Origin of the sequence: Algoriphagus confluentis (assembly GCF_036245625.1) — a bacterium.
GTDB lineage: Bacteria > Bacteroidota > Bacteroidia > Cytophagales > Cyclobacteriaceae > Algoriphagus > Algoriphagus confluentis.
This window is the reverse complement of the sequence record NZ_BTPD01000001.1, coordinates 323,953-336,748: the sequence shown is the minus strand read 5'-3', so window position 1 is coordinate 336,748 and position 12,796 is coordinate 323,953. Positions and strand designations below refer to the sequence as shown.

Annotated in this window: 9 protein-coding genes; 6 read left to right on the top strand and 3 right to left on the bottom strand. The window is 43.4% G+C overall.

Translation table 11 applies throughout. The features are described from left to right. Positions 1-290 precede the first annotated feature (290 nt). Together AAA943_RS01485 and AAA943_RS01480 are read left to right on the top strand one after the other, a co-directional pair. Positions 291-2,705, top strand: coding sequence for an ABC transporter permease (locus AAA943_RS01485; protein WP_338222469.1), 2,415 nt, complete (start codon positions 291-293; stop codon positions 2,703-2,705). Between the two features lie 364 nt (positions 2,706-3,069). Further along, entirely contained in the window at positions 3,070-5,844 is a 2,775-nt protein-coding gene (locus AAA943_RS01480) for a CHAT domain-containing protein (protein WP_338222468.1), read from the top strand. 1 nt (position 5,845) lies between these two features. Here the strand turns inward: AAA943_RS01480 and AAA943_RS01475 are convergent, their stop codons facing one another. Both AAA943_RS01475 and AAA943_RS01470 read right to left on the bottom strand, forming a co-directional pair. After that, positions 5,846-6,580 carry a tetratricopeptide repeat protein gene (locus AAA943_RS01475; RefSeq protein ID WP_338222467.1) on the bottom strand — a complete coding sequence of 245 codons (735 nt, stop codon included), beginning with the start codon at positions 6,578-6,580 and terminating at the stop codon, positions 5,846-5,848. A 1-nt stretch (position 6,581) separates the two neighbouring features. Further along, the gene (locus tag AAA943_RS01470; RefSeq protein ID WP_338222466.1) at positions 6,582-7,121 is read right to left on the bottom strand and encodes an RNA polymerase sigma factor; all 540 of its coding nucleotides are present in this window, start codon (positions 7,119-7,121) and stop codon (positions 6,582-6,584) included. Between the two features lie 488 nt (positions 7,122-7,609). Between AAA943_RS01470 and AAA943_RS01465 the strand changes: the two genes are divergently transcribed. The 4 genes from AAA943_RS01465 to AAA943_RS01450 all read left to right on the top strand — a co-directional run bounded on the left by AAA943_RS01465 (position 7,610) and on the right by AAA943_RS01450 (position 11,369). Beyond that, the gene (locus AAA943_RS01465) at positions 7,610-8,923 is read left to right on the top strand and encodes an OmpA family protein (RefSeq protein ID WP_338222465.1); all 1,314 of its coding nucleotides are present in this window, start codon (positions 7,610-7,612) and stop codon (positions 8,921-8,923) included. Between the two features lie 3 nt (positions 8,924-8,926). Beyond that, positions 8,927-9,631, top strand: a complete 705-nt coding sequence (locus AAA943_RS01460) for a hypothetical protein (RefSeq protein WP_338222464.1) — start codon at positions 8,927-8,929, stop codon at positions 9,629-9,631. A 39-nt stretch (positions 9,632-9,670) separates the two neighbouring features. Beyond that, complete coding sequence (locus AAA943_RS01455) at positions 9,671-10,075, top strand: hypothetical protein (protein WP_338222463.1); 405 nt, start codon at positions 9,671-9,673, stop codon at positions 10,073-10,075. A gap of 259 nt (positions 10,076-10,334) precedes the next feature. Further along, entirely contained in the window at positions 10,335-11,369 is a 1,035-nt protein-coding gene (locus tag AAA943_RS01450; RefSeq protein ID WP_338222462.1) for a hypothetical protein, read from the top strand. A 92-nt stretch (positions 11,370-11,461) separates the two neighbouring features. Here the strand turns inward: AAA943_RS01450 and AAA943_RS01445 are convergent, their stop codons facing one another. Then, positions 11,462-12,796, bottom strand: a complete 1,335-nt coding sequence (locus tag AAA943_RS01445) for a DUF58 domain-containing protein (RefSeq protein ID WP_338222461.1) — start codon at positions 12,794-12,796, stop codon at positions 11,462-11,464.

The following is a 12,796-nucleotide window of genomic DNA, read 5'->3' as shown; positions in this document are numbered from 1 at the left end:
CATTGCGAGGAGCCCTTCAAGGTACAGAAGACTGTTTGAGAATGACTGAGGCGACGAAGCAATCTCATTGAAAGTACAAAGTATGATTTACGAGCCCTCAGGAGAGATTCTGGAGGGCTCTTTTTCTTGAAAAAGACATTTCTTTTGAAGGGTTTCATTTCGTTCATATCCGCACATTTTTGTTCGAATACCAGATCACCTTGTTCTACACTATCCTCATTCTGATTAACCGGATTAGGTTTTCTTTGGCAAGACTTTTTCAATAGTCAAGGAGTTCAAAACCCTTATCTATGGTATTTCACCTCCTCAAGACCAGTTTTCGAAGTTTCCGATCCCATCCTTTTTACAATGGGATCAGCCTGGCCGGAATTAGCTTGGGTATTGCAACCTGTCTGTTGATGGTCAGTTATTGGTCTAAGGAAACACACTACGACCAGTTTCACCCTGATTTTGAGAGTATTTACAGGATTGCTCAAGTCAAGGAGATTGAAGGAGGAGGGGAGGTTCTCAGTGCATCTACCTATTCAAAAATAGGTCTAAACCTTTTTGAACAAACCAGTTTGGTAGAATCAGGTGTTCGAATCCACAGAAATGGTCCAAACACGAGTATTCAGGCTGGAAAGGAAATCCTAATTCAAGGAGAAATGCTTGGGGTGGAAAACACCTTTTTCGACTTGTTTGATTTCCAGTTTCTCTATGGCTCAGTAGCTTCTTGGAAATCCACCCCACAGGCAGTGATTTTAACCCAAGAAGTATCAGAACGTCTCTTTGGTGAGCAAAATCCAGTTGGACAATCTCTTTTGATCAATGGATCTTATGGGGTTTATGGTTCTGAGGGATATGAAGAATTTAGAAATTATACCGTAGCCGGAGTCTTAAAACCCATTCCTGACGATACGCATTTGGAATTTTCGACTTTGATTTCACTGGATCTGTATGCAGATCCAGATCGGGAATTTTCGAATTGGGGAGATCAGTTTTTCACTTACGTCAAACTGAGGACTGGAACATCTGAGGCCGACCTGAATCAAGCATTAGCCCAAATTGCCTCTGAGCATTTCCAGGGTTCAGGACTTGCCTTTTTCGCCCAGCCCTTGTCCTCCATTCATTTGGAGTCTCATTTACTCAATGAATTCAAAGCAAACGGGAATCCCGGATCGATTTGGATCATGGTAGTTTTGGCTTTTTTGGTGCTGGTTTTGGCCTGTACCAATTACATCAATTTCACTTTGGCTAGGTCAATCCAGCGGCAAAAAGAACTCAGCCTCCGCAGAATTTTTTGGGCAAGCAGATCACAGCTTTTCAGGCAATTGGTTTTGGAGGCTGCGATGATCAATTTCTTGGCATTGGGAATGGCGGCTCTGATCATTGTGCTGATTCATCCGGTAATCCAGACAATCACGGGTTTGGACTTATTGTCGCCTTTCTTTCGTTTTGAAAATATCGTTTTAGCTTTTTTGATTTGGGTACTCGCGGTAGTGATTTCGGGGTTTTATCCCGCTTGGTCCATTGCCAGCAGGAATTACCAAAAGGTAATTCCCGAAGGCTTTCAGGCTCCCAACTTCCAAAAACCTTTAGTGATTCTCCAGTTTACCGTTTCGATTTTTGTCGTCGCATTTACTCTTCTGATTTATCAGCAAATACGGTTTATGAAGGAAAAGGACTTGGGCTATGAGCTCAATCAAACCTTGGTTCTTACTGGACCCACTGTCATCATTGATCAAGAAAACCAGGATAAAAGGCTCTCTTCTTTTTTGGAAGAAATCCGACAAATGCCGGAAATCCGCGCTGTGTCCTCAGCCAATTTTGTGCCTGGGCTGGCAATTCGGGGAAAAGCCGAAGGCTATGTGCGGCAGCTAAACCAAGCAGAAGAAGGAGCCCAAACCTACTATTTTTCACAGGTAGATTCCCGCTTTTTTAATGAGTTCAAAATGAAGCTATTGGCAGGTGAGTTCTTTTCTCCGGAGAAAAGTCAGGAAAAAGGCTTGGTGATTTCCAGACAGGCTTCCCGATTTTTAGGCTTTGATAGTCCTAATGATGCAATAGGGCAAAAAATTCATTACAGGATGAATTCCACACCTGAAATCATCGGGGTAGTAGAGGATTTCCACTTGCTGGGCGCGCAGCAAGCGTTTCAGCCTGTGATTTTTGAGCTTAGGGATTTACCCGATACCTATTTTTTCCTTCATTTTCAGGCAGGATCGGATATAGCAGTCAGGAAAAAGACAGAACAGCTCTGGGCCTCTTTTTTTCCTGCCAGTCCTTTCCAATTCTTTTTCTTGGATGATTTTTTCATTAGACAATATGAGCAGGAAAATCACTTTTTCATCGCCATGAGGCTATTTGCAGGCCTTACTTTGTTGATTTCCTTTTTTGGGTTTAATGGCTTGCTTTTTTGGATAGCCAATTCGAGAACCAAGGAGCTGGCCATCCGAAAAACTCTGGGAGCAGAACTCAAGGATTTTTTGTATTTAATGGGAAAGGAGGCGGTAATATTTCTGCTGGTTGCAGGTTTGGTCAGTGGGCCACTTGCAGTTGGGTTGGGATTCACTTGGTTGGAAAGGTTTGCATTTAGGGTTTCTCCGGACTTGTGGTTTTTTCTGTTTCCAGTAGTGGGATTCGGGACGTTGATCGGAATTTTGGTTGGGTTCCAAGCACTCAAGATTAACTTCCAAAGTCCGGTAGAGAATCTCCGAGATGACTGATTGGACAGGAATTATATCGATTTTTGGAAAACAATAAATCTGGTGAATCCAGATTTTTCATGTTCCGGAATGTCTTTTTAAAGCCTTCTTTTTTAGGCTGAATTGGTTTTTTGGTCCAAAATCGAGGTGTTTTTCTTATCTGAAAGCTCAGTCAAAAGGGAATTATCCCGGATTTATCGGGGAACAAGTTTTTCCAAATAAAAAACGGATAGCTTAACTTTTTAAAAAGGCTTATTTAAACAGGAGAATATTCCTTTTTCAAAGAATCTGCTGATAGATTTGGCCTATGCGCTTCCGTTTTTGTGTTTTCCTAATCGCCCTTTTTTTTACTTTTTGGAATGTACACCTGGTTTGCTCCCAAACTTTGGACAGTAGGCTGGAGAAGATGGAGGAAAAGGTCAGTAAAAATGATTTTGTGGAAATTTTCCCCATGATGGAGGAGCTGCTGCACAAGATTTCAATAGGAGAGCTTCGACCTTCCCCGAGGCAAAGCCTGCGTTTCGGGGTGGTCCGGATGGCTGTTTTGGATTATTTGGGAGAGTCTGAAAAAGGTTTGGCTTTGGGCGATTCCCTGGAAAAGGACAAGGCTTTGGAAGTGATTCCTGGGTCGGAGTGGGCTAGTTTTCAGTATAGAAAAAGCACTATTCTGCTGAATCAGGAAAAATTTCTTGAGTCGGCTCAGACCTATGAAAAGGCCATTCGGCTGTTTGAGATGCAGCCTCAACCTGATTTTTCCCAAGTGGCACTCTGCTACAATAATCTCGGCTACCTGCAAGACATTTTGGGGTTTCAAAACCGGTCTATGGAAAATTATTACCGGGCCTTTGAAATCTGGAAAATCAGCCATCTGGATGATTTTGAAAATATCTCCACTGTTTTGAACAACCTGATTTTTGCTGAAATTGAATACGGTAACTACAGTGCTGCCTCCGAATTGCTTCATTTTTTTGAGAGGTATGTAGCTGAAACACAAAGCACCTATGATCTGACTCAGGTAGAGGCTTTGGATTTGGAAATAAAACTTTTGTTGAATTATTCCCGGTATTACGGAGCCACCAAAAATGACCGGCTTCTGGACCTGAATCTGACTAAAGCAGAAAAACTCTTGAAAACCTCTCCAAAGGACTTTTTTGCCGAACAGTGGGGGGTATTGGCAGTGATGTATGAGGAAGCCGGATTTTTGCAAAAGGAATTGAAAAACTATTCCGCTGCAGTAGCCTACTACGAACGAATGAGAAACCTTCCTCTCTCGGGTTTTTTTGAGATGAAATACCACGCCAATCTGGCGATTGTCTACTACGATGCAGGAGAAAATGAAAAGTCTTTGGCCTTTACCCGAAAAAGCCTTTCTCTACTTAATCAGTTTGGTTTTGAGGGCTCGAGTAGTTTTTCTCTACAAGTCCTGCAGGCTGATTTATTGTATCGAATGGGAAGGGAGGAAGCGTCTATTCTTGGCTTGCAAAAAATGCTCGGAGAACTATTGGATCGAGAGATCAGCAGGTCCTCCATTCCTCAGCTTTCCTACAGGGATTTTTCCCGCTTGAACAATGTCCGTTACCTCACTATTTTGATTAAGGCAGGGCAGATTTTTCGGAAAGTAGGCCTGAAAAATAACAATAGGTCAGATCTGAGATGTTCTTATGCTCTTTTTTTGATTGCGGCAGAAATGTTTCAGGAATATTACCTGAAGGGAAGCTATACCCAGTCTTTGGAGAATATTCATCGACAAATCCAAGAAGGCTTGCTTTTTATGGCTTTGGAGAAAGGGCTCCTGAAGAAAGAAGAGAAAATTCTAGTGGTGGAACTTTTGGAAAAGAATGGTTCCCAGCAGGGATGGAAGAAGTTTCTCAGTAAAAATGAAGAGTTTTTGGGGACTACTGCTGATTTTTTGCGGGAGCTCAACCTGAAAAGCCTGGAGCTGAATCAGGTGAATGCTTCCTCGGATCAGGAAAAAGGGCTTCGGGATGAGCTTCGACAGATCGAAAGAAGAATTGAGGAGGAAGATACTTACCGATTTTTTACCGGAGGATCTTTTACTTTGGTAGAATTTCAAAAAAAACTTTCTCCCCAGACTACCGTGTTGAGTTACGCAGTGACAGAGAATCAGGTGTTTGTCACGCTGATCCAAAGGGGTCATCTTGAGATTTTTTCTCTGGGTCCGGTTGCTCCGGTCAGTTCATGGACTGAAGAATTTCAAAATTCGCTTCGCAGACTGGATGATTCCTACAAGGAAGCTGCGACGGTTCTTTTTCGGCTACTAATCGGTCCTCTTTCCAAACAATTAACCGATGAGGTATTTATTCTCCCGGATGATTTTTTGCATGTTCTGCCTTTTGAAGCACTTTTGGATGATAAAAGGAAGTTTTTGCTGGAGAATCATCGGGTCTCCTATCAGCAGTCATTTCGGCAGATGTCTTTCCAACGACTCAAAAGCAGACCTTTGGGGGATGGATTTCTGGTCGCTTTTGCACCCGAATATCAGGGGACCGGCTATCAGGCCATTCAAAACAACCTCACTGAAGTAAGCCAGCTTGTCCAAGCTCTTGATGGTCACCTGTACATTGGTCAGCATGCGACAAAAATGTCCTTTGTGAATAGTTTTACTGACTATCAGGTGCATCATTTGGCTATGCATTCCGCGCAAGATCCGGTCAATTTCGAAGAATCCGCCTTGATTTTTTCAGGGGGAGAAAAACTCCGACTAGGGGATCTGTACCAGATGAATTTTCCTGCAGAACTCGTGGTGCTCAGCGCCTGCAATACCGGATTGGGACAATTGATGCCAGGAGAAGGACTGATGAGTTTGTCCAAAGCTCTGAGTTTTGCAGGAGTAAAAAGCACGGTATACAGCCTTTGGGAGGTTCCCGATCGGGAAACGGCCGACTTGATGGTTGACTTTTACCGGGAGATCCAAGAGGGAAAGCCTAAAAATACCGCACTGACTTTGGCCAAAAGAAGATTCTTGGCGGAGAATCCTCTAAAAAAACATCCCTTTTTTTGGGCGGGGTTTGTTTTGAATGGTAAGTCAGAGCCCTTGGAGAAGCCGTATTTCAGAGGAGGGTATTGGTGGAGTTTGGGATTGGTTTTGGTGATAGTGGGAGCACTGTTTTATTCCCTTAAAATCCGGAAGAGGAAATGATTTACTCTAGCTTTTGGAAGATTTCTTGAGCTTGGGACTGAAGTGCATGGCCATTTGCCTGAGCTACTTTTCCGATTCTGAGCTTGGCTTCTTCCAGTTTATTGAGTTTGAAATAGCCCATGGCTTCATACCAAAGTGCGGTAGGTTTATCCGGTTGGGAAGCATTTTCTTTGATTTTTTGAAAAGATGGAATGGCTTTTTCAGGTCTTCCCAATTCCAGCTGGCAAATTCCCAGATAGAATATGGCGAATTCCGAGTTGGGTTCCTGTATCAGATTTTCGAACAGCACAGCTGCTTTTTCGTAATCCCTATTGTCAAAAGCCAGAAAAGCCTCAGACTTAAGGCCACCAGAACTTGATCCTCTGACCGTCGGTGCTACTAGGTTGGGATAGGTCTGATAATAGGTTTGGTAGAGTTTTTCTCCGGGCGTAGTGCTTAGGCTAGTCCAAAGAAAATATCCGACCAAAACAATCAAACAAGCTGCAACGCCGGCGAACAGCCAGGATTTTAAAGAGTTGGTTTTGGCAAGGAGACGGGCTTCATTTCGGTCGATTTCCCGCAAAAAATCCTTCAGTTTGGATCTTTCCTCCAGTGTAACGGCAAGTTTGATTTGGCGCTGTTCTTCCAGAGCCTGTAGGTAGACAGGGTCCTCTTGGAGGAGTTGCTCGAAGAGGCGCTTATCATCAGGGCTAAGTTTTCCGTCTAGGTAGGCATTGATTAGTTCGTCCTGGTCCATATTAGTTTCTAATAAGCGATTCTTTGAGATTTTTTATGCATCTGGATTTCGAGCTTTTGAGTACATCTTTGGATTCGTAGCCCATGAGTTTGCAGATTTCCTCCAAACTTTTGGATTGGAAGTAAAAAAGCCGGAGAATTTCCTGGCATTTGGGACCCAACTCGCTTAGCTTTTGCCTGAGCAGAAGCAGGTACTCGTCCCGCGCTTCCTCCTCGTAGGTTTCAATGGGTATGGTTTCCAACATCTCTTCACTGAGCTGACCAGTTAGGTTTTTTCCCTTTAGATTTTTGAAGAGTATAAATTTTCCGATGGAAAAGAGGTAGGTACCAATCGAGGAATTTAGGGTTTCGATTTTTCCTTTCTGGGCATTTTCGGCCAAGGCAATGATCGCATCCTGGTAGCAGTTGTCGATCTGAAATTGGTCTTGGGTATATCGCTTCGCAAAAAGACTGAAACCTGCTTTGTGCTCAAGGTAGAGTTGCTTGAGTGTTTCCCGGTCTCCTTTTTTCAGCAATTCCAGCTGCTTTTCTTTCACTTCCATTGGTTAAAAAAAAATCGAAAAGTAAACATAGATTTTTTTGACCAAGATGCAAGAGTGAAAAAATCTAACCGGAATGGGGGAAGAGCAAGGTGTTTTTGGACTTAAAATGACAGAAGAGGCCCTGCTTTTCTGCATTGGATATGTTCTCTATTTTATTTTTTATGTATATCCGCTAGGATGCCATAGATTGAAATGGCCTCGACACTTCGACAAGCTCATTGACTGAGCGCGGCCTCCGGGTTAGTATAGTTTTTAGGAGGGGAGTAAAATCCGGTTGTGCCGCATTATACTCCCCCCTCACCAAAAAAAACTTGACGGTCACCGAGCGACGGTTGGTGAGTTGGTCGAACCAAGTCGAGGGGAGTAGTTATGAAGTTTCGTTATTGGTAAGAAAACGGATACATATTTAATTTTTATTTTTTTTTGTTTTTGGTGTTTACCTTTTGGCTGATGCGATACTAACGGGAGAAATCTAATCTCAAAGCATCATGAAACAATTTTTAATTCTGGGTTGCTGCTTGGTTTTGCTCAATGACCTTAACGCACAGAGTTTGGGCAGACGAATTGTCCTGAATACGAAAACCCAAACTGAGGGTAAAGCAGAGTCCAAGAGTAGTGAGACTGTGGACAAGGCCTTCAACAAAATGGAAGAAGGGGTCAACAACCTTTTCAAAAAGAAAGAAAAAGGAGAGAAAACCTCAGAGGAGATGGAAGCAGAGCAGAATCCAGAACTATTGGATGATAGCTCCTCCTATTCGTCCTTGGGTACTGAGCTTGCCTCGGCTTCTACTCTTCAGACTTATTCCAATTTTGATTTTATCCCCGGCGAACGGTTGATTGCCTTCGAGGACTTCTCCCAGGATGCGGTGGGGGACTTTCCTGCCCGATGGAACACCAACTCCTCCGGAGAGGTAGTGACTATCGATGGTATGGAGGGCAGGTGGCTGCTTTTTTCGGATGAGGGAACCCTCTATCCCGAATTTGTAGAGGTGCTGCCAGAGAATTGCACCATAGAGTTTGATCTCATTGTGCTCAAAGAAAATGCAGTATTGACCAAATTGGCCTTCATCGATGAGAATCTCAATTCAAATCTACTTGAACTTGGATACCTCAATGGCACATTTATCGAGCTGGAACCGAATACAGGAAGTACCTCTATCCTCACCTATGATGCCAGTGGAGGGGTTGTTTTGCAAAATAGAAAGCCTCAAAACCAATTTTTCATTGCCGAAGGTGGGGAATATTCTTCCGTCAGAGTATCCATTTGGAAACAAAAATCAAGACTGCGTGTGTACCTCAATGAGTCCAAAATCTGGGATATTCCCAGAGCTTTTCAGTCGGATGGCAAGTATCGTTTTGCTTTTGGTACCTCTACTTTTTTCATAGAAAACAGGGAGTTTATGATGTCCAACCTCCGCTTTGCTGTAGGTCAGCCGGATACCTGTTCCAAATTGATAACTGAAGGAAAATTCACCACCCAGGGGATTGTTTTTGACTCGGGTTCGGCATCCATTAAGCCGGAATCTTTTGGCGTATTGAAAGAAATCGCAACGGTCCTCAAAGAAAATCCAAGCGTCAAGGTACACATCATTGGGCATACCGATAGTGACGGAGATGTCCATCTCAACCTTACCCTCTCCCAAAAGCGGGCCGAAGCAGTAAAGGCTGCCCTTTCGGGTCAGTTTGAACTGGATGAAGGGCGGATGAGCACCGAGGGAAAAGGGGAGTCTGAGCCTATTTCCGACAACGGAAGCCCGGCTGGAAAAGCGCAAAATCGTCGGGTGGAATTCATCAAAAAGTAAGCGATGAAAACTCAGATTTTCTATGTGATTATTCTTCTGGGAATGGTTTCCTGTGGAGAAAAAGGCAATACCGGTTCACTCGGAGAGGCAGTGGAATTGGCCGAGTCCAAGGGATTGTTTGAGGCGGCTAAAGCCTATGAAGGTAAATTGAATGAACTGCTCACGCTGGAAATGGCAGCAAATACCATGGGTTTCCCAGCTAATGACGCTGATGTGGACTATAATACCACGCTTTCCAATCCTTCATTTCATGCACTTAACTACACCTGGGACAGAGGTCGAACTCGCCCGATGACCGTAGCCAATATGAACATCGAGGTGCCGGACTTAGATCGACTCGAGCTCAGTGGCATTCAAGAGATCAGCAAAAAGGATTATGAATTCCAATATCGCGTGCTTACTCCTGAGGAAGTGCAGCAATCCAATCAACTCATGAAGGATGCTCTTCAAGATCGGGTAGCCAAAGGCGAAATCACACAGGACCAAGCAGACCTCGCAGGAGGACTAGGCGAAGGATTGGCTGGAAATCAAACCCGTGAGTTGGTCTCTGAAGTGGGTGAAGCGGCTACCTGGATGCCTGAGGAAGGTGCGCTCTATGTCTATCAAGATGGACTGATGTTTAGACTCACGATCAATCAAGGAGAGGATGAGGCTAATCTCAAGCAAAAGCTGATTAAGCTCGCAGAAGAAATCATCACTAAACTCTGATTCATTTTAACCACTCTTTTCAAGTAAAATTTCCTGACCATGAAAAAGCTCCTTTTTATTCTTCTAATGCTATCTGGGCTGGGTCTTTCCTCCCAAGCCCAAAATCTGAATTTTGTCAATATCAAATCCACCCAAAACATCCCCCGCTTTGAGGTGAAAAATAACCAAACCACCCTCTACCACATGGTGGGAGGGAAGCTGGTAGTGATGCAGACTTGGAATCAGGCTCCTCAGTTTTTCAACGATGAGGATCGCATCAATCGATACAAAATGACCGTAACTCGCGAGGATAAACTGGCCCGCCGGACCTTTGAAGTGTACTACAGTTTTTCGCGTGATGCCCAAGCTTATGATGGGTATATCAAAACTACCATCCGATACAAAGACTCCCGGCCAAGCAAAGTCTTCGAAGATTTCTTTGTCCAGCGAGCCGTGACCAATTAGTTTATAGATATCTGACAGACAATGTTTTAGGATTATTTTCATACGAAAAGTTTAACTCCAAAAGCGATGAAACTCAAGTTGATTTTTGCCTCTCTCTTTCTATTGAAAAGCAACTGGACTGCTGCCCAAATGTGGGAAGGTACCTACCAAACTCAATACGGTCCAGTCCAAGCTGGTCTATGATAATGGAATTTATTATGGGGATTATGCCGGTGGTGGGACGGTAATAGCATTTGAATATTATTACCAAAACTATGAATTGCAGGGCATATTTTTCAACGGAAATGCCCGGGGAAAATTCCTGTGGCGGGCAGGAGCTAATCTCAATATTCAGGGATTCAGCGGTCACTTTGCTTATGACAATAATGCCACTCTTCAAAATATAAGGGGTAAAAACCAGTATTTTATCAATGATTTTCAAACGGGTAATCTTGATTTCCATTGGAGCGGAAAGCGAAATTCCAATGCAAAGGTGAATGATTTAGTCACAGCCGTTTGGTCAGGAACGTGGAAAACCAATTTTGGCGATTTGGTTCTGGAACAAGTTGGAAATAAAGTGACAGGAAAATATAGCACCGTCGGAGAGATCAATGCGACTTATGACAAGAATGCTAAAAAGCTGAAGGGAACCTTTACCAACAAGGGGCGAACGGGCTACCTGGAACTCACCTTTACCGGCAATGCCTTTACAGGAAATTGGGGCTGGACCACCCAAATGACCGAAACACAGGCCTGGACTGGTGATAAGGCTATCAAATCCATGATGCCAATTCCTGCACCCGTTTCTGCTTCAGCCACCAAAAAAATCACCTTTCGTCTAGGATCAATTATGGCCAGTGATATTCCAAGCCATCGAAATCCTGGGATTTACGGTTTTGCGGGCATAAATGTGTATCGGGTGACCTCCTCGGGAAGGGAAGAAATCAGCTCATTTGGAAATAAAGCTCCCAACTACTTTGACCGAACGGAGAATAATCCTTTCCCGAGAGACTCCCGCTATGCCTATCAGGTGGACTTGCCTGATTCCCCGGAATACACTCGAGAATTCACCATCTCTACCCAAGATCTCAATAATCCCAATGTCGATATCGAAGTGGAAATATGGCACCATGTAAAAGGGAAAGTCCTAGGCCCAAAATATGACATGGTGTATTTCAAAGAGATTCTTAATTTGGAGAACATCCGAATTGAATCTGGAAACCTTTTGAGAGTCGGTCAGGAATATCGGAATGGACAACGCCAAGGAAATCTCCAATCCAAATCCCATGCGATGGTCTATGTGTCTGGATTGTAGTTTGTTTGAGCGTAGCCGTTCATCTGAAGATAGGCCGTAAAGCAGTCAGTAAAAAGAGGCTTTCAAGAAGCGGATAGTCTCTTTTCTTGAGACTAGATAAACCCTTTTTCCTTGATTTCCAGGTATTTATTGATCGTCTGTATCGTCAGATCTTGAGGTTTGGTCAAAATGGTCTGAATCCCATTTCGCTGAAGTTCCTTGGCGATCAGTCGCTTATCAAACAGAAACTTTGAAGCAATAGTTTTCTCCACAATTTCCGAAAGGGTGGAGGCAGGTGTCTCAGCAAATTCCTCCAGGATGTGATTTTCAAAAAATATCACCAATACCACATGATGTTTACTCAGGGCTTTTAGGAACGGAAGCTGCCTTCGCATGGCTCCTACATGTTCAAAATTGGTATAAATCATCAGAAGGCTTTTTTGCCCCAGTTTTTTTCTGGACCAGCTGTATAATTTTCCAAAATCTGACTCTGGAAATCCCGTCTGAATCCCATACAACAGCTCCATTACCAGGCGAAGTTGAGTGGGGCGATGGGTTGCCTCGCAGTTTGGTCCAATTTGATCCGAAAAAGTGGCCAACCCTGCCTTATCCCCATTTTTCAAGGCGATATTGGAAAAAACCAAGCTACTATTGATTGCATAATCCAACAAACTCAAACCGTTGAAGGGCATTTTCATAACTCTGCCCAAGTCAATGATCGAATACACAGGCTGTGATTTTTCTTCCTGGAAATGGTTGGTCATCAGTTTTCCTGTTTTTGCCACCGCTTTCCAATTGAGATGCCTGAGATCATCTCCCAATACATAGGGTTTGATTTGCTCAAATTCCCGACTTTGGCCGATTCGTTTCTGTTTTTTTAAGCCAAATTCCCTTTTCAAGGCTGTAAAAGCCAAGAACTCATATTTTCTCATTTGCAGAAAAGAAGGATAGACTTTGACAGTTTGATTTTTGTCGAAACTAAATCTCCTGACTACCAGCCCTATTGGACTCTGAGCGAAAAGGTGTAAGTTGCCAAATTGGTAAACACCCCGTTGGTTTGGGGTGAGCGCGTAGACTTCTTCGACTTCTTTTCTGGAAAAGAGTTGTGTGGAAAAACCGAAATCCCGCTTTTGGAATTGGTCCGGAATCTCATCCAACACAAACAAGCCAACTTCAAAAGAATATTGATTTAAGATTCGGAGGATGACTCCGTTGGCATCGCCATTCGAAAATTTTTCCGGTAGAGTTCTGCTTGCTTTTATCCCCTCTTTTTTACCAAACAGCAAGGTGAAATCGACGATGAAAAAGACTCCCATCATGCAGGCCAAAAACAAACCGAAAGGATAAAGGATATAAAACCAAAAGGAAAGGAAAAAAATCAAAACAATTCCCATCAAGGCCCAATAAAACCTTTTCCCCAAATACAACTGTCTGAGTATATGAATCAA